Source organism: Pararhizobium sp. LjRoot255, assembly GCF_964252905.1.
GTDB lineage: Bacteria > Pseudomonadota > Alphaproteobacteria > Rhizobiales > Rhizobiaceae > Pararhizobium.
On the sequence record NZ_CAXUPQ020000001.1, the window covers coordinates 2,299,713 to 2,316,863 of the forward strand.

The 17,151-nt window shown below is 60.6% G+C and carries 15 protein-coding genes; 13 read left to right on the top strand and 2 right to left on the bottom strand.

Going from position 1 to position 17,151, the window contains the following annotated elements; genetic code table 11:
- Window positions 1–6: 6 nt before the first annotated feature.
- Window positions 7–849, bottom strand: a complete 843-nt coding sequence (locus tag ACSQ2W_RS11170) for a Ku protein (protein WP_436086302.1) — start codon at window positions 847–849, stop codon at window positions 7–9.
- Between the two features lie 27 nt (window positions 850–876).
- Window positions 877–1,149, bottom strand: a complete 273-nt coding sequence (locus ACSQ2W_RS11175; RefSeq protein WP_436086303.1) for a hypothetical protein — start codon at window positions 1,147–1,149, stop codon at window positions 877–879.
- A 316-nt stretch (window positions 1,150–1,465) separates the two neighbouring features.
- Here ACSQ2W_RS11175 and tolQ point away from each other — a divergent pair, with 316 nt between their 5' ends.
- The 13 genes from tolQ to serA all read left to right on the top strand — a co-directional run bounded on the left by tolQ (window position 1,466) and on the right by serA (window position 17,069).
- Window positions 1,466–2,188 (top strand): protein TolQ, encoded by a 723-nt coding sequence (gene tolQ, locus ACSQ2W_RS11180; RefSeq protein ID WP_113004377.1) that lies wholly within the window; start codon window positions 1,466–1,468, stop codon window positions 2,186–2,188.
- A 27-nt stretch (window positions 2,189–2,215) separates the two neighbouring features.
- Window positions 2,216–2,668, top strand: coding sequence for a protein TolR (tolR, locus tag ACSQ2W_RS11185; protein ID WP_018327843.1), 453 nt, complete (start codon window positions 2,216–2,218; stop codon window positions 2,666–2,668).
- A gap of 9 nt (window positions 2,669–2,677) precedes the next feature.
- On the top strand, window positions 2,678–3,751 hold the full coding sequence (locus tag ACSQ2W_RS11190) for a hypothetical protein (RefSeq protein WP_436086304.1): 1,074 nt from the start codon (window positions 2,678–2,680) through the stop codon (window positions 3,749–3,751).
- 35 nt (window positions 3,752–3,786) lie between these two features.
- Window positions 3,787–5,091 (top strand): Tol-Pal system beta propeller repeat protein TolB, encoded by a 1,305-nt coding sequence (tolB, locus tag ACSQ2W_RS11195; RefSeq protein WP_436087754.1) that lies wholly within the window; start codon window positions 3,787–3,789, stop codon window positions 5,089–5,091.
- Between the two features lie 177 nt (window positions 5,092–5,268).
- On the top strand, window positions 5,269–5,796 hold the full coding sequence (gene pal / locus ACSQ2W_RS11200; RefSeq protein WP_436086305.1) for a peptidoglycan-associated lipoprotein Pal: 528 nt from the start codon (window positions 5,269–5,271) through the stop codon (window positions 5,794–5,796).
- Window positions 5,797–5,977: 181 nt separating this feature from the next.
- Window positions 5,978–6,973, top strand: a complete 996-nt coding sequence (gene ybgF, locus ACSQ2W_RS11205; protein ID WP_436086306.1) for a tol-pal system protein YbgF — start codon at window positions 5,978–5,980, stop codon at window positions 6,971–6,973.
- A gap of 73 nt (window positions 6,974–7,046) precedes the next feature.
- Window positions 7,047–8,324 (top strand): tRNA lysidine(34) synthetase TilS, encoded by a 1,278-nt coding sequence (gene tilS, locus ACSQ2W_RS11210; RefSeq protein WP_436086307.1) that lies wholly within the window; start codon window positions 7,047–7,049, stop codon window positions 8,322–8,324.
- A 99-nt stretch (window positions 8,325–8,423) separates the two neighbouring features.
- Window positions 8,424–10,367: an ATP-dependent zinc metalloprotease FtsH gene (ftsH, locus tag ACSQ2W_RS11215; RefSeq protein ID WP_436086308.1), complete on the top strand. Its 1,944-nt coding sequence runs from the start codon at window positions 8,424–8,426 to the stop codon at window positions 10,365–10,367.
- A 291-nt stretch (window positions 10,368–10,658) separates the two neighbouring features.
- The gene (glmM, locus tag ACSQ2W_RS11220; RefSeq protein ID WP_436086309.1) at window positions 10,659–12,011 is read left to right on the top strand and encodes a phosphoglucosamine mutase; all 1,353 of its coding nucleotides are present in this window, start codon (window positions 10,659–10,661) and stop codon (window positions 12,009–12,011) included.
- Window positions 12,012–12,242: 231 nt separating this feature from the next.
- Window positions 12,243–13,073, top strand: a complete 831-nt coding sequence (locus tag ACSQ2W_RS11225) for an outer membrane beta-barrel protein (RefSeq protein ID WP_436086310.1) — start codon at window positions 12,243–12,245, stop codon at window positions 13,071–13,073.
- Between the two features lie 189 nt (window positions 13,074–13,262).
- Window positions 13,263–14,066: an outer membrane protein gene (locus ACSQ2W_RS11230; RefSeq protein WP_436086311.1), complete on the top strand. Its 804-nt coding sequence runs from the start codon at window positions 13,263–13,265 to the stop codon at window positions 14,064–14,066.
- A 152-nt stretch (window positions 14,067–14,218) separates the two neighbouring features.
- On the top strand, window positions 14,219–15,397 hold the full coding sequence (locus tag ACSQ2W_RS11235; RefSeq protein WP_436086312.1) for a phosphoserine transaminase: 1,179 nt from the start codon (window positions 14,219–14,221) through the stop codon (window positions 15,395–15,397).
- Between the two features lie 76 nt (window positions 15,398–15,473).
- Window positions 15,474–17,069 (top strand): phosphoglycerate dehydrogenase, encoded by a 1,596-nt coding sequence (serA, locus tag ACSQ2W_RS11240; RefSeq protein WP_436086313.1) that lies wholly within the window; start codon window positions 15,474–15,476, stop codon window positions 17,067–17,069.
- The last annotated feature ends 82 nt before the right edge of the window (window positions 17,070–17,151 follow it).

Genomic DNA, 17,151 nt, shown 5'->3' on the forward strand with positions numbered 1-17,151 from the left:
GGTGCCTCACGCGGATTTTTTCTTAGGCGTGGTTTTCTTCGGCGCGTGGGATTTCCCGCCGCCCCCTTCGAGGCTCTTTTTCAGGGCCGACATCAGGTCGACGACATTGTCGCCGCGTCTGCCCTTGTCCTCTTCCTCATCGACCTCGATCTTGGTTTTCTTGCCCTTGAGCTTTCGCTGAACCAGTTCCTTCAGCGCGGTCGAATAATTGTCCTTGAAGGTCGTCGCGTCGAAAGGGGCGGTCTTGCGGTCGATGAGGGCGGTTGCGACCTCCAGCAGTTCCTCGTCGGCCTTCTTGCCGGAAAGGCCCGAGAACATCGGGTCAGCCTTTCGCAATTCATCGGCATAGTGCAGCGTTTCGAGCAGCAGACCGTCGCCGCACGGCTTTATGGCGGCAATGTACTCGCGCCCGCGCAATGTCAGTTGGCCGAGCCCGACCTTGCCGGCGGAACGCAGCGCATCGCGCACGACGCGATAGGCATCCTCGGCAAGGTCGTCGGCAGGCACTAGATAGTAGGGCTTGTCGTAGTAGATCGGTGAAATCTCGCAGGCATCGACGAATTGGACGAGCTCCAGCGTCTTCTTCGTTTCGAGTTTGACGGCGTCGATTTCCTCCGGCTCGAGCAGGACATATTTGCCGCTCTCGTACTCGTAGCCCTTGACGATTTCGTCCATGTCCACAGGACCGACGCCCTCGACAACCTTGTCGTAATGGACAGGCTTGCCGGTGGGTTCATGGATCTGGCGGAAGGAAAAGCGGGCGCCGGATTTCGTCGCGCTGAAGACCTCGACGGGTATGGAAACGAGGGAGAGGCGCAACTGCCCTTTCCACAATGCACGCGATGCCATGTCTCCACCTTTTGCGTTTCAAGGGGGCTAGTGCGAAATGTTCCTGGTGTTCGTGTCGCGGGCGAGAAGCCGCTCGAGGGCTGCCACATCCTCGCTGGTGATGACGGGGACGGGGTCGGACATCATGGCCTGCAGCACCTCGGGCGATATCGCGTCGTTCTCGATCGCCCATTCCAGCGCCTCGCGGGTTTCCCGCTCGGCCCGGAGCTGCGCGTAGAGTGCAAGGATCAGGCGGTCGCGGTGATCGAAATGCGGCCGTGCGGGACGTTTTTGTGATTTCTTCGGTGTGTTGACGCTCATGGCCGGCTAACGCGGGCGGCGGTGGAATGTTCCCGGAGCGGTCTGCCGCCTGCTATCGTCCGTCGCGATTGCAGCGCAATAAAGTAACACTCCCTTAACCATAATGATGTCTTAATGCCGCTATTAGGATTTTGTGCGGTGCACGTCATCCTTTCACCAAGATTGAAAGCAAGAAGGCAGACAGGAAGCTTAAAGATCGGCATGAGGCCGGTTATCGGCAGCTGCCGGGTCAATCTTGCAACAATGACGTTTGAGCTACCTGGCTGTGAGCATGAGACTGCTCTTGCCGGGTGTTTGGATTCGGGGATTTGAGACTATGGAACAGGTTGGATTGGCTGCGGCGACGACGGACGTAACGCTGTGGTCGTTATTCATGGAAGCGGGCTTCGTCGTCAAGCTGGTGATGCTGGGGCTGATTGGTGCCTCCGTCTGGACCTGGGCGATCGTCGTCGACAAGACGCTGAAATACGGCAAGGTACGCCGCCAACTGGACGCCTTCGAACAGGTATTCTGGTCGGGTCAGTCCCTTGAGGAGCTCTACCGGACGCTGTCGGACCGGCAGACTTCTGGCATGGGCGCGATCTTCGTTTCCGCCATGCGCGAGTGGAAGAAATCGTTCGAGCGCGGCGCCCGCTCGCCGATTGGTCTGCAGATGCGCATCGACCGGGCAATGGACGTCACTCTTTCGCGCGAATCCGAAACGCTCGAGGCGCGACTCGGTTCGCTCGCCACCATCGGCTCGGCCGGTCCGTTCGTCGGCCTGTTCGGAACCGTCGTCGGCATCATGACCTCGTTCCAGGCGATCGCCGGTTCGAAGTCGACCAATCTTGCGGTTGTCGCGCCCGGTATCGCCGAGGCGCTGCTTGCCACCGCAATTGGCCTTCTCGCCGCTATCCCGGCGGTTATCGCCTACAACAAGTTCTCCGCCGACGCCGGCAAGATCACCTCCCGCATGGAAGGCTTTGCCGACGAATTCTCGGCCATCCTTTCCCGCCAGATCGACGAGAAGCTGCAGCAGCCGCGCCAGGCCGCGCAGTAACCGGGCCGAAGAGACGGAGTATTTGCTATGGGTATGGCAGTAGGCGGATCGAAGGGCTCGGGCGGCGGACGCCGCCGTCGTGGCCGCGGCAAGGCGATCATGAGCGAAATCAACGTCACGCCCTTCGTGGACGTGATGCTGGTGCTGCTGATCATCTTCATGGTCGCGGCGCCGATGATGACGGTCGGCGTACCGATCGACCTGCCGGAAACGCAGGCAAAGGCGCTCAATTCCGAAACGCAGCCGATCACCATTTCGGTCAAGAGTGACGGCCAGGTCTTCCTGCAGGAAACCCCGATCCCGGTCGAGGAGGTCGCCGCCAAGCTCGAGGCGATCGCCACGACAGGCTATAGCGAGCGCATTTTCGTGCGCGGCGACGCCACCTCGCCCTACGGCGTGATCGCCGACGTGATGTCGCGTATCCAGGAGGCCGGCTTCAAGAACATCGGCCTCGTGACCCAGCCGAAGAAGGACCAGTAGAGCGCTGCGATGAAGACCAGTCTCGTCACATCCGCTGTGCTGCACGCCCTGGTGCTGACCTGGGCGCTGGTTTCGCTCGGCAGTCCGGCAGATTTCGAGGTCGCCGATGTCGAGGCAATGCCTGTCGATATGGTCCCCATCGAAGAGTTGACCAAGTTGCAGCAAGGCGACAAGGAAGCGCCGAAAGCCGAAATTCCGTCGGTAACGCCAACCAAGCGCCCGGATACCGTCGAAAACGCGGAGCATGTCGGCGAGAACAAGGTCGACATAAAGACCCCGCCCAAGCCGGATGCCAAGCCGAGCAATAACGAATCGGCGGCTGCGCCGGAAAAGACCGAAAAGGCTCTACCGACGCCCGATCCGGTGAAGGAAGACAGCAAGGAAATTACCGAGGAAAAACCCGCTTCCGAACCTGCGACGGAAGTCGCATCTCTTCCTGAGCCCAAGCAGGAGGTGAAGCCGGACCCCAAGCCCGAGGAGCAGCCGGCAGAGGAGCAGCCTGCGGAAAATCCCGAAGCTGAGGCGTTGCCAGACAAGGTTCCGACGCCGGTGGCTAAGCCGAAGGTCGAGCAACCGGCCCAGACCGCAAAGACGCCTGAGCGCAAGAACGAAGAAAACAAGAAAGAGAAAAAGAAGGCGTCGTCGGCCAAGGAATCCGACTTCAACTCGGATGAGATCGCAGCCCTCCTCAACAAGCAGGATCCATCCAACGGCGGCGCCAAGAGCGGCAAGACCGAGAAGGCTTTCGGAACCTCGAAATCAACGGCCAACACCCTGTCGCAAAGCGAGATGGATGCGCTCACCGGCCAGATTCAGAAGAACTGGTCCGTCCTCGCCGGCATCGCGGATGCGGGCGACGTCAGGGTCAAGGTAACAATGCAGCTTGATCCGCAAGGGAATCTTGTAGGCGAGCCCGAGGTCGAAGCGACGGGCGGTTCCGAAGCGGCGCGACGGACGATTGCCGGCGGTGCGCGGCGCGCGATTCTCAAATCCTTGCCGTTCCAAGGTCTGCCCGCCGAAAAATACGACTCGTGGAGCGAAGTGGTCGTTAATTTCGATCCGAGCTCGATGATGATCCAATGACACGAAATGAATGAATGGCTGAAAGGCTTCGATATATGCTGAAACGCAACCTTTTCCGTTTTCTCGTCGCGCTCGCGGCGGTGGTCACATTGTCGACTTCGCCTGTTTCCGCGCGCGTCGAACTGAACATCAACAAGGGCAATGTCGAGCCCATGCCGATCGCCGTCAGCGATTTCCTGCAGGGTGAACTGGGGCAGAAGATTTCCGACGTGGTGGCGGCTGACCTGAAGCGGTCCGGCCTGTTTGCGCCGATCGACAAGGGAGCCTTCATCGAAAAGATCACCAATCCGGACGCGGCACCCCGCTTCGAGGACTGGAAGGTCATCAATGCGCAGGCGCTCGTCACCGGCCGTGTGACCCAGGAAGGCGATGGCCGCCTGAAGGCCGAGTTCCGTCTGTGGGATACTTTTGGCGGCCAGCAGATGACTGGCCAGCAGTTCTTCACCCAGCCGGAAAACTGGCGCCGCGTCGCCCATATCATCGCCGATGCCATTTACGAGCAGATCACCGGCGAAAAGGGCTATTTCGATACCCGCATCGTCTATGTCGCTGAAAGCGGTCCGAAGACGGCGCGCAAGCGGCAGCTGGCGATCATGGACCAGGACGGATTCAACGCCCGCGCGGTCACCAATTCCAACGATATCGTGCTGACGCCGCGCTTCTCGCCGAACAAGCAGGAAATCACCTACATGTCCTTCGAGGGCAACGAGCCGCGCGTCTATCTGCTGCAACTCGAGACCGGACAGCGCGAGGTCGTCGGCAATTTCCCCGGCATGACCTTTGCGCCGCGCTTCTCGCCGGATGGCCAGCGGGTCATCATGAGCCTGCAACAGGAAGGCAATGCCAATATCTATACGATGGACCTGCGTTCGCGCACGACGACGCGCCTGACCTCGACGGCCGCGATCGACACTTCGCCCTCCTATTCGCCGGATGGCAGCCAGATCGTCTTCGAAAGCGACCGTGGCGGCCGCCAGCAGCTCTACGTCATGAGCGCTTCGGGTGGCGGGCAGAACCGCATCTCCTTCGGCGACGGTTCCTATTCGACCCCGGTGTGGTCGCCGCGCGGGGACCTGATCGCCTTCACCAAGCAGTCGGGTGGCAAGTTCTCGATCGGCGTGATGAAGCCGGACGGTTCGGGCGAACGCATCCTGACGACGGGCTTCCACAATGAGGGCCCGACCTGGGCACCGAACGGCCGCGTCCTGATGTTCTTCCGTCAGAATGCCGGTGCCGGTGGCCCGCAACTCTACTCGATCGATCTGACCGGCTACAACGAGCAGCTGATCTCCACCCAGGGCTTTGCATCCGATCCAGCCTGGTCGCCGCTGCTCGAATAGCGTTGTTGCGATGCGGCAGGAAAGTGACTAGGCCGCCGCTTTCTCGCCGCAAAAGGCTGATCTAGCAGCCTTCATGCGTATTTTGACACTCTGTTAACCATACTTGTTGAAAGTCGATTAACCGCTTCCGGTTACAGTCTGGCAACCCTGAATTTAGACACCCAAGGAGACCGGCCCATGAGCCGCATTCACGCCAAGGCCGAAGGCCGCATGCAAACCCTCGCTCGCAATCCGGTCATGGTTGCCCTCGTCATGACGCTCGCCATTGCCGGCTGCGCCTCGAAGAAGAACAATCTGCCGAACAGCGCTGGCGAACTCGGCCTGAACGCAGCGACACCGGGCTCGGCGCAGGACTTCACGGTCAATGTCGGCGACCGCATCTTCTTCGATACCGACTCTACCTCGATCCGTGCCGATGCGCAGGCAACGCTCGACAAACAGGCTCAGTGGCTGCAGCGTTACCCGAACTATGCCATCACGATCGAAGGTCACGCCGACGAACGCGGCACCCGCGAATACAACCTTGCACTCGGCGCACGCCGCGCTGCTGCCACCCGCGATTACCTCGCTTCGCGCGGTATCGCGGCCGGCAAGATCAAGACGATCTCCTACGGCAAGGAAAAGCCGGTCGCCGTCTGCGACGACATTTCCTGCTGGTCGCAGAACCGCCGCGCCGTTACGGTTCTCGGTGGCGCCGGCATGTAATTGCCGACATTCGAAAAATCTTATGGAAAGGGCGGTCTTCGGGCCGCCCTTTCTTTTTTGTCACACTTTCACCGAACTCCGTTGCTTTTTGAGGCCAATTGGAAAACTGTGCGGCAATCACTCGAAGGCCGATTTGCACCGGCTGCGGGCGAGAGTGGAATATTCAAACGGGACACATGACATGAAACATTTTGTCGTGGCGGGAGTGATCGGCCTGACCGCCTTTGCGGGCTTTGGCCAGACAGTCACCGCCATGCCGCTTGCCGCACTGTTTAACCGCGCAATTCACGGCGAGACCCAGTCGCCGGAAAAGGCGCCGCTGCTCAAAGTGCAGTCCAGCGAAGTTGGACGCATCGGGCAGCTCGAGGAACAGATCCGCTCACTCAACGGGCGCATCGAGGAAATGAGCTTCCAGCTCCTGCAGATGCAGGAACAGATCCGCAAGTTCCAGGAAGACAACGAGTTCCGTTTCCAGGACCTGGAAAGCGGCAAGTCGGGCTCGACCAAGAAGAGCCAGGCGGACACGCCGGCTTCAAACGACACTGCATCCACCGGCGTGCCGGCAACGGATGATCAGGCAGCAGCAACCGATCCCAATGCAGGTTTGGGATCGGATACGACTGCGGGCGGTAACGCGGGAGCTCCACCCACGACGCTCGGCGAAATCGTGTTTGATGAGAACGGCAATCCTGTTGCGGCAAATCGAAACACGGCCAGTCTTGAAGAGACGCTACCGGGTGTCGATCAGGGCATCAACCAGACGCCGGACAGCCAGCAGCAGACGGCGGCGCTCGACAATCCCGGCGATCTCTACCAGTCCGCCTACGGCCATGTCCTGACTGGCGACTACAGCCAGGCCGAAAACGAATTCCGCGACTATCTGGATGTCTTCCCGAATGGCGAGAAAGCCCCCGACGCCAGCTTCTGGTTGGGTGAAGCACAATATTCGCAAGGCAAGTTCAACGACGCGGCCAAGACCTTCCTGAATGCGCACCAGACCTACAGCAAGTCGCCAAAGGCGCCGGAAATGCTGTTGAAGCTCGGCATGTCGCTCGCTGCCCTAGACAACAAGGACACGGCCTGCGCGACGCTACGCGAGGTCAACAAGCGCTATCCCAAGGCTTCTTCTGCGGTGAAGGCCAAGGTTACCAGCGAACAGAGCCGCCTTGCCTGCTGAGGCAGATAGCGCTCCGCCGCCCGCCGTTGTCGAAGCGGTGAAACAATTTCTTTCGGCCTTCAAGATACCTGGCATGATCCTCGCCGCCGTTTCCGGCGGCAGCGATTCGAAAGGGCTGCTGCTTGCGCTGCACGAAGCGATTGCGCATGGGGGCTTTTCCGCCTTTTCCCTGTCTGCCTGCACCATCGATCATGGCTTGCGGCCGGAATCCGCCGATGAAGCGCGTGCCGTCGCGCATTTTTGCACGGACAGGGGAATCCCCCATGTCACCCGCCGGTGGCTGGGCGAAAAGCCGGCGGCTGGCCTTCAGGCTGCAGCCCGCGAGGCGCGTTACGTCTTGTTGACTGACGCCGCGGAGGAGATGGGTGCGCAGTGTATCGTGACCGCTCACACGGCCGATGATCAGGCCGAAACGATTGCGATGCGGAAAGACCGCTCGCAGCCAGGTGCATTAGGCTTGGCGGGAATGGCGGCTGGACTGCTTGTCGATCGCCGCGTCTGGGTGCTACGGCCGTTTCTGAGGCAGCGCCGGGTCGATATCCGCAGTTACCTCACACGGCGGGGCGAAGACTGGTTCGATGATCCGAGCAATGCCAATCCTCGCTTCGAGCGCGTCCGGGTTCGCCAAGTGCTCCATGAAGACGCTCCGCCGGCCGTCGATCAATTCGTGGCCGCGGCCGAAGCGCGGTGCCGCTCCAGCGCACGCGTTGCTGATCTGTTGGAGCGGCATGTCGCTGTCTTCGGGCGGCTTGCCGCGCGGATCGATCCGGCGCTTGCCGGAGATATGTCCGATCCGGATTGGCGCCGTGCAATCCTGTCGCTCACGGCAGTCATCGGCGGCAGGCAACATCGGCCGGGGCGCGAGACGGCGGCGCGGCTTGCCGCGTTTTTGGCCGAGGGGGCGGATGGCCGGATAACGGCCGGGCGGGTGGTTTTCGACCGCCGCCGTTCGGGCCTGTATCTCTATCGGGAAGCAAGGAATTTGCCGAAAATCATTGTTCGGCCTCGTCAGAAAGCGATCTGGGACGGCCGTTTCATTGTTTCGAATATCGGGGAAGAGCCACTGATGGTCGCCGGCGGTGCCGACACCAGGGAACTTGCGGCGAGACCGATTGCCGCAGGTCTCACCGAGGCGATTGTCAAACGCGCGGCCAAATCCGCCCCGGTCTTCTCTGCGGCGGGGCAGGGCGCCTTGTCGTATGAGCCCTTGGTCGAAAGCAGTATCGGCCTTTACGACACCTTTTTGCCGCGTTTCGACCTGATGATGGCAGATAGCATCGCTGCGCTCTTTGGCCGGGAACGGTATCTTGCTCCTCCGGTCCACGATGTTTTGACGGAAAAGACAGGTTGAACCTGAGTTTACCTTGGCAAGCCCGTCGCGCAACCCTATGTTAGAAGTAAGAATGCAGCCGCAAATCATTGAGGGTTGCCACAGGTTCCGGGGAGTTCGATGAACCCTAATTTCAGAAATTTTGCCCTTTGGGCAATCATTGCCCTGCTGCTGATCGCGCTGTTCAGCATGTTTCAGCAGCCGACCGAGCGCACCGGGTCGAAGGATATTCCCTTTTCCCAGTTCCTGAAGGATGTTGATGGCAGCCGCGTCAAGGAAGTGCTGATCACCGGCAACAAGGTGATCGGTTCCTATACTGAAAGCGGCGCGACCTTCCAGACCTATGCGCCTGCAATCGATACGGCTTTGACCGAACGCATGGAAGCCAAGAACGTAACCGTGACGGTTCGCCCCGAAACCGACGGTTCCTCCGGTTTTCTCAGCTATGTCGGCACGCTTCTGCCCATGCTTCTCATCCTCGGCGTCTGGCTGTTCTTCATGCGGCAGATGCAGGGCGGCTCGCGGGGCGCAATGGGTTTCGGCAAGTCCAAGGCGAAGCTGCTCACCGAAGCGCATGGCCGCGTGACGTTTGATGACGTCGCTGGTGTTGACGAAGCCAAGCAGGACCTCGAGGAAATCGTCGAATTCCTCCGCGATCCGCAGAAGTTCCAGCGCCTTGGCGGACGCATTCCGCGCGGCGTGCTGCTCGTCGGCCCACCCGGCACCGGTAAGACGCTGCTTGCCCGCTCCGTTGCCGGCGAAGCCAATGTGCCCTTCTTCACCATCTCTGGCTCTGACTTCGTCGAAATGTTCGTCGGCGTCGGCGCATCGCGTGTGCGCGACATGTTCGAGCAGGCAAAGAAGAATGCGCCCTGCATCATCTTCATCGACGAAATCGATGCCGTCGGCCGCCATCGCGGTGCCGGTCTCGGCGGCGGTAACGACGAACGTGAGCAGACCCTCAACCAGTTGCTGGTCGAGATGGACGGCTTCGAAGCCAATGAAGGCATCATCCTGATCGCCGCGACCAACCGTCCGGACGTTCTTGACCCGGCGCTGCTGCGCCCGGGCCGCTTCGACCGCCAGGTCGTCGTTCCGAACCCCGACATCAACGGTCGCGAACGCATTCTGAAGGTGCACATCCGCAACGTGCCGCTGGCGCCGAATGTCGATCTGAAGGTTCTCGCGCGCGGTACGCCCGGCTTTTCGGGCGCCGATCTCATGAACCTTGTCAACGAAGCCGCACTGATGGCTGCGCGCCGCAACAAGCGCGTCGTCACCATGCAGGAATTCGAAGACGCCAAGGACAAGATCATGATGGGCGCGGAACGCCGCTCCTCCGCCATGACGGAAGCCGAGAAGAAGCTGACTGCCTACCACGAAGCCGGTCATGCCATCGTTGCGCTGAAGGTGCCCCTTGCCGATCCGCTGCACAAGGCGACGATCATCCCGCGCGGCCGTGCACTGGGCATGGTCATGCAGCTTCCCGAAGGCGACCGCTATTCGATGAGCTACAAGTGGATGGTGTCGCGCCTGGCGATCATGATGGGCGGACGCGTTGCCGAGGAAATTACCTTCGGCAAGGAAAACATCACCTCCGGCGCATCGTCCGATATCGAACAGGCAACCAAGCTCGCCCGCGCGATGGTGACGCAGTGGGGCTTCTCCGATGAGCTCGGTCAGGTCGCCTATGGCGAGAACCAGCAGGAGGTCTTCCTCGGTCACTCGGTTTCTCAGACCAAGAACGTCTCTGAGGCGACGTCGCAGAAGATCGACGTCGAAATCCGTCGCCTGATCGACGAGGCTTATTTCGAAGCCAAGCGGATCATCACCGATATGCACACCGAATTCGTTGCTATCGCCGAAGGCTTGCTCGAATACGAGACGCTGACGGGCGACGAAATCAAGGCGCTGATCCGCGGCGAAAAGCCGGCGCGCGATCTCGGCGACGACTCGCCTCCGCATCGCGGCTCTGCCGTTCCGTCGGCAGGCGTGAAGAAGGATGGGTCCGTCGGCCACAAGGGCGACGAGGCCGAAGGCGGGTTCGAGCCGCAGCCGCAATAGGCTGACACCGAGCACAAATGCCAATTAAACCGCCGCGTCGAAAGATGCGGCGGTTTTCTTTGTCCTGAATAATTTGGTAACGCGCTGTAATGAATTCTGATGATACCACGGGATGTTGTTGCGAAGGTTTTATGGCAATAAAATACCCATGCGCAATTTTCCGCATGATCGCAGTTTGAGGTCGCCGTGCCTGCAAACGCGATCCGGAAAGCCGGTGTTGCGGAAAAGCGGCTCCCTGGCGGGCCTGTGACTGACGTTGCGCTGGCGCTTTTGACAAGAATTGGAGTTTTTATGAAGCGCAAATATTTCGGGACGGATGGCATCCGCGGACAGTCGAACCTGTTTCCGATGACGCCGGATCTCGCCATGCGCGTCGGCGTTGCCGTCGGTACGATCTTTCGCAATGGCGCGCACCGGCACCGCGTGGTGATCGGCAAGGATACGCGCCTCTCGGGCTATATGCTGGAAAATGCCCTGGTGGCCGGTTTCACCGCCGCAGGTCTCGATGTGTTCCTGCTGGGACCCATACCAACCCCCGGCGTCGCCATGCTGACGCGCTCGCTGCGCGCCGATATCGGCGTGATGATCTCCGCCTCGCACAATCCTTTCGAGGACAACGGCATCAAGCTGTTCGGCCCGGATGGCTACAAGCTGTCCGACGAGATGGAAGGCCAGATCGAGGAACTGCTCGAAAAGGACATGACGGCACAGCTCGCCAAGTCGCAGGAAATCGGTAGGGCCAAGCGCGTTGAAGGCGACATCTATCGATATATCGAACATGCCAAGCGCACTCTGCCGCGCGACGTGACGCTTCAGGGCCTGAGGGTCGCAATCGACTGCGCCAATGGTGCCGCCTACAAGGTTGCGCCGCTCGCACTGTGGGAGCTCGGTGCCGATGTCGTGACGATCGGAAACGAGCCGAACGGCATCAATATCAACCTCGACTGCGGATCGACCCATCCGGAAGCGTTGCAGAAAAAGGTGCATGAGGTTCGCGCCGATATCGGCATCGCGCTCGATGGCGATGCCGACCGCGTGCTGATCGTCGACGAGCACGGCAAGATTGTCGACGGCGACCAGTTGATGGCGGTCATCGCCGACAGCTGGGCAGCCGAAGGCATGCTCAGCGGCGATGGCATCGTAGCGACCGTCATGTCCAACCTTGGCCTCGAGCGCTATCTCAAGGGACGCAGCCTCAACCTGCATCGGACCAAGGTCGGAGACCGGTATGTGGTCGAGCACATGCGCCAAAACGGCTTCAATGTCGGCGGCGAGCAATCGGGCCACATCGTCCTCTCGGATTTCGGCACCACCGGCGATGGCCTTGTCGCCGCGCTGCAGATTCTCGCCTGCGTCAAGCGTCAGGGAAAATCGGTCAGCGAAGTGTGCCACCGTTTCGACCCGGTACCACAGGTTCTGAAGAACGTCCGGGTTTCGTCCGGCATGTCGCTCGAAAACGTCACCGTTCGTCAGGCAATCGCCGACGCGGAGGCGGAGCTTGCCAAGAACGGCCGGTTGCTGATCCGCCCGTCCGGCACCGAACCGCTGATCCGGGTCATGGCGGAGGGTGACGACCGCGAGCAGGTCGAACGCATCGTCGACGACCTGATCAGCGTCATCAGCGCCGTTCGCAACGTCGCCTGACACCTATCGATTTCCGACACATCGAGAAAGGCCGGGTCATGCCCGGCCTTTTTTATCTATTGTTAGGAAAATACCGGGCGTTGCTTTGTCGACAAGCAAACCTATTAATAGTTACGGTAAATGTTTGTAGTTAATTAGGCCTTAACCTTTCTTATTCATGATCATCCTCAACATCCTACGTTGGGTCGCTGTCTCGGCTGACCAAGCAACAAAAAATATTGGAGTGAGGCCATGAAGAGGATTTGGAGTGGCATTGCGGCAGTTCTGCTCGTCAGTACGTCGGTGCTCGCGCAGGAGCCTTATCAGCAGCCGGTAGAGGCGCAGGAGCCTTACCAAGAGCCGGTACCCGTCGCTGCGTCCAGCGGTTGGTATCTGCGCGGTGATGCGGGGTTCTCCCAAAAAAATCTGCGTGGCGCGCACTATTTCCAGGGCTCCAACAGCAACCTGGAGGATTTCGATTCCGCTGAAGTCGATAATTCCTACCTGCTCGGCGTCGGCGTCGGCTATCAGATCAACCAGTATCTGCGCACGGACGTGACGCTCGACTATCTTGGCAAGTCCGATTTCCATGGCAGCACGACCGGCTCGTGTGGCGTGGCTGTCTCCTGCGTTTCGACGGACGTTTCGTCGATGTCGGCCTGGAGCCTGATGGCGAACGCCTATGTCGATTTCTGGAGCTACGGTTCGTTTACGGCCTATGCCGGTGGCGGTCTCGGCGGCACGAAGGTTAACTGGAGCAACCTGCGCAACACGAGCTGCGATACGACAGATCCGACCAATTGCGACCCAACGATCGAGCATGACGGGGAGGACCCATGGCGCTTTACCTACGCGCTGATGCTCGGTGCCTCCGTCGATCTCACCTGCGCGTTGAAGGCTGATGTCGGCTATCGCTACCGCCGCGTCGAAGGCGGAGACATGTTCGGATTTGCTTCGAACGGCGGCCCGGGTTACGACAAGGGGTTCCATCTGCATGAAGGCCGTGCGGGCCTGCGTTATGCGTTCGGCGAAAATTGCGACCCTGTCTATGATCCGCCGGTCGAGCCTGTGGTCTACAAGTAACCTTGAACCAGAATCTCTGATTTCAAAGGCCGTCCGGTTTCCGGGCGGCCTTATTCTATTCCTGCGTCATCCTGGTTAAAAAGCATGGTTAACCGCCGGTTAACCTGGGGCTGCGATAGTTAACGCTCGTAAACGCGGCCGAGGAAGGGTTGATTCCCTGCCGCTGAAGGCATTCCCAAGGACGACACGATGCGGCACATTCTTCTCCATGCATCCGCGCTGGCGCTGCTTTTTGCCGGTGGTCATGCGATGGCGGCGGACGATCTGCTCGATGCGCCGGAAGTCACCATCTCGGCGGCGGAAACCGGAACCCAGGGTTTTTATCTGCGCGGCGATCTCGGCTACGCTGGCTGGACGCAAGAGGGTGATCCGTCGCTTCGTCTGTTCGACGCCGGGACCGGCACGACGGACACGGCCTCTTTCGACGACGCCCGCTTCGGCAAACCGTTCTCCGGCTCCCTGGGTGTCGGCTATCAGTTCAACGACATGTTTCGTGCCGATCTGACTGGCGATTATTTCGAGGGGCGGTTCGACGGTTCGGGTGAGGCGGACATTCCCTGCGCCGGCGAGGCCGCCGGGACCTCTTGTGCCGCAAGCGAACGTGCCGACTACAGGGCGACCGGCATCATGGCGAACGGCTATGTCGATCTCGCGACGCTGGCCGGCTTCACGCCCTATCTTGGTGCCGGTCTCGGCGTGACCCAGTTGCGCTGGAGCGATGTCTCGTTGACAACCGCTTGCGTCGCAGGCGCCGCCGCCTGCTCGGGCGCCGCCGCCACGCAGTCTTTCGACGGCGACAGCAGCTGGCGCCTGACCTATGCGCTGATGGCCGGGGTTTCCTATGACGTGACGGAGCGGCTGAAGCTCGACATTGGCTACCGCTACTCGCAGATTGCCGACGGCGACATGTTCGGCAGCGGCGATACAAGCGGACGCGACGACGGTCTCGGCCGCCATGAAGTTCGCGCAGGTCTGCGGCTGGCGTTGTGGTAGGTTAGGACCTAGTTCCGCCTACCATGCTATCAGCGCCAAAAATCTTTTCAGCAGCGACATAAGTGTGTTGACTTCCTTCCCGGTCCGCAATATTGACGGCGGCAGGCCACCTCTCCCTAACGAGAGGCTTTCTATCTGGAAGGATAGCTCAGATGACGACCCCTGCTACGCCGGACATTCGTCCGCAAAACACCCATTTTTCTTCTGGCCCCTGCTCGAAGCGTCCCGGTTGGTCGCTCGACGCGCTCTCTGATGCAGCACTCGGTCGCTCGCATCGTGCCAAGGTTGGCAAGAGCAAGCTGAAGCAGGCCATCGACCTCACCCGCGAAGTTCTGGAAGTGCCGGCGGATTACCGGATCGGCATCGTGCCTGCGTCCGACACCGGCGCCGTCGAGATGGCGCTCTGGTCGCTGCTCGGTCCGCGCGGCGTCGACATGGTCGCCTGGGAAAGCTTCGGCTCCGGCTGGGTATCCGACGTCGTCAAGGAGCTGAAGCTCCCCGACACCCGCAAGATCGTGGCCGATTACGGCCTGCTTCCGGACCTCTCCAAGCTCGATTTCGACCGCGACGTGGTTTTCACCTGGAACGGCACGACCTCCGGCGTCCGCGTTCCGAATGCCGATTTCATCCCGGCCGACCGCGAGGGGCTGACGATCTGCGACGCGACCTCGGCGGCCTTCGCCCAGGAACTTGATTTCGCCAAGCTCGATGTCGTCACCTTCTCCTGGCAGAAGGTTCTCGGCGGTGAGGGAGCACATGGCATTCTCATCCTGTCGCCGCGCGCTGTCGAGCGGCTGGAAAGCTATGAGCCAGCCTGGCCGCTGCCGAAGATCTTCCGCATGACGAAGGGCGGCAAGATCATCGAAGGCATCTTCCAAGGCGAGACGATCAACACGCCATCGATGCTCTGCGTCGAGGACTATATCGATGCGCTCAACTGGGCAAAGCAGCTTGGTGGCCTCAAGGCATTGATGGCGCGGGCCGATGCCAATGCGCAAGTCATCCACGATTTCGTCGCCAAGACGGACTGGATTGCCAACCTGGCTGCCGTGGAAGAAACGCAGTCCAATACGTCGGTCTGCCTGAAGATCGTCGACAACGACGTCGCGGCCCTCGATGCTGCCGGGCAGGACGCCTTTGCCAAGGGCATGGTGGCGTTGCTTGAAAAGCAGGGCGTTGCCCACGATATCGGCGCCTACCGTGATGCCCCGTCCGGCTTCCGCATCTGGGCCGGCGCGACCATCGAGACCGCCGACCTGAAGGCGCTGATGCCCTGGTTCGACTGGGCTTTCGCGACCCAGAAGGCGACGCTTTCCCAGGCTGCGGCCTGACTGGCTTCTGACCGCGCCACAGGGCGCGGTCACCCATACCCCTTTTCATTTTTGACGAAACCAATGGAGGCCTCTCATGGCACCTCGCGTACTCGTATCCGATGAACTATCGGAAACTGCCGTCCAGATCTTCCGCGATCGCGGCGTCGAAGTCGATTTCCAGCCGAAGCTCGGCAAGGACAAGGACAAGCTCGCCGAAATCATCGGCAATTATGACGGTCTCGCCATCCGGTCCGCCACCAAGGCGACGGAAAAGCTGATTGCGGCTGCGAAGAACCTCAAGGTCATCGGGCGCGCCGGCATCGGCGTCGACAATGTCGATATCCCGGCCGCCTCGCGCCGCGGCATCATCGTCATGAACACGCCGTTCGGCAACTCGATCACGACAGCTGAACATGCCATCGCGCTGATGTTTGCCGTCGCCCGCCAACTGCCGCAGGCCGATATCTCGACCCAGGCCGGCAAGTGGGAAAAATCGAAGTTCATGGGTGTCGAGATCACCGGCAAGACGCTCGGCGTCATCGGCGCCGGCAATATCGGCGGCATCGTCTGCGCCCGCGCCATCGGCCTGAAGATGCACGTGCTTGCTTATGACCCCTTCCTCTCGAAGGAACGGGCGGAAGAAATGGGCGTCACCAAGGTCGAGCTGGACGAACTTCTCGCTCAGGCCGATTTCATCACCCTGCATGTGCCGATGACCGACAAGACGCGCGGCATCCTCAACCGCGAGGCACTGGCGAAGACGAAGCCGGGCGTGCGCATCATCAACTGTGCCCGCGGCGGTCTGGTCGACGAGCACGCGCTCGCCGACGCCATCAAGTCCGGTCATGTCGCCGGAGCCGGTTTCGACGTGTTCGAAGTGGAGCCCGCGACGGAAAGCCCGCTGTTCGGCCTGCCGAATGTCGTCTGCACGCCGCATCTCGGTGCTTCCACCACGGAAGCGCAGGAGAATGTCGCCTTGCAGGTCGCCGAGCAGATGTCGGACTATCTGGTCAAGGGCGCGGTTTCGAACGCGATCAACATGCCGTCGATCACCGCTGAAGAAGCGCCGATCCTGAAGCCATTCATCAAGCTTGCCGACGTTCTCGGCGCCTTTGTCGGCCAGGTAACGGAAAGTGCCATCAAGGAAATCGAGATTCTTTATGATGGTGCCACCGCCGGCATGAACACCAAGGCGCTGACGAGTGCGGCTCTCGCGGGCCTCATCCGCAGCCAGGTCTCCGACGTCAACATGGTTTCGGCGCCGGTGATGATCAAGGAAAAGGGGATCATCCTGTCCGAGGTCAAGCGCGACAAGTCGGGGGTCTTCGACGGTTACATCAAGTTGACGGTGACGACAGCGAACCAGACGCGCTCGGTCGCGGGCACCGTCTTTTCCGATGGCAAGCCGCGTTTCATCCAGATCAAGGACATCAACCTGGATGCCGATGTCGGCAATCACATGGTCTATATCACCAACACGGACGTTCCCGGCATGATCGGCTTCATCGGCACGACGCTGGGGGATGCCGGCGTCAACATCGCCAACTTCCAGCTTGGTCGCCACCACGCCGGCTCGGATGCCATCGCGCTCCTTTATGTTGATGGTGCGGTTTCGGAAGACGTACTCGACAAGCTGCGTGCCAACCCGGCAATCCGCCAGGCGAAGCAACTGGTGTTCAACGTCGAGTGAGCCCCGATACGCGCCGCGTTGAGCGCGCATGAACTCCCAGGACGGGAATAGAGACGCGCCGGATTGATCTCCGGCGCGTCTG

Bases quoted from the DNA above. Each gene is read 5' to 3' on its own strand.
- ACSQ2W_RS11170 (WP_436086302.1), bottom strand. From the start codon at position 849: ATGGCATCGCGTGCATTGTGGAAAGGGCAGTTGCGCCTCTCCCTCGTT.
- ACSQ2W_RS11175 (WP_436086303.1), bottom strand. From the start codon at position 1,149: ATGAGCGTCAACACACCGAAGAAATCACAAAAACGTCCCGCACGGCCG.
- tolQ (WP_113004377.1), top strand. From the start codon at position 1,466: ATGGAACAGGTTGGATTGGCTGCGGCGACGACGGACGTAACGCTGTGG.
- tolR (WP_018327843.1), top strand. From the start codon at position 2,216: ATGGGTATGGCAGTAGGCGGATCGAAGGGCTCGGGCGGCGGACGCCGC.
- ACSQ2W_RS11190 (WP_436086304.1), top strand. From the start codon at position 2,678: ATGAAGACCAGTCTCGTCACATCCGCTGTGCTGCACGCCCTGGTGCTG.
- tolB (WP_436087754.1), top strand. From the start codon at position 3,787: ATGCTGAAACGCAACCTTTTCCGTTTTCTCGTCGCGCTCGCGGCGGTG.
- pal (WP_436086305.1), top strand. From the start codon at position 5,269: ATGAGCCGCATTCACGCCAAGGCCGAAGGCCGCATGCAAACCCTCGCT.
- ybgF (WP_436086306.1), top strand. From the start codon at position 5,978: ATGAAACATTTTGTCGTGGCGGGAGTGATCGGCCTGACCGCCTTTGCG.
- tilS (WP_436086307.1), top strand. From the start codon at position 7,047: ATGATCCTCGCCGCCGTTTCCGGCGGCAGCGATTCGAAAGGGCTGCTG.
- ftsH (WP_436086308.1), top strand. From the start codon at position 8,424: ATGAACCCTAATTTCAGAAATTTTGCCCTTTGGGCAATCATTGCCCTG.
- glmM (WP_436086309.1), top strand. From the start codon at position 10,659: ATGAAGCGCAAATATTTCGGGACGGATGGCATCCGCGGACAGTCGAAC.
- ACSQ2W_RS11225 (WP_436086310.1), top strand. From the start codon at position 12,243: ATGAAGAGGATTTGGAGTGGCATTGCGGCAGTTCTGCTCGTCAGTACG.
- ACSQ2W_RS11230 (WP_436086311.1), top strand. From the start codon at position 13,263: ATGCGGCACATTCTTCTCCATGCATCCGCGCTGGCGCTGCTTTTTGCC.
- ACSQ2W_RS11235 (WP_436086312.1), top strand. From the start codon at position 14,219: ATGACGACCCCTGCTACGCCGGACATTCGTCCGCAAAACACCCATTTT.
- serA (WP_436086313.1), top strand. From the start codon at position 15,474: ATGGCACCTCGCGTACTCGTATCCGATGAACTATCGGAAACTGCCGTC.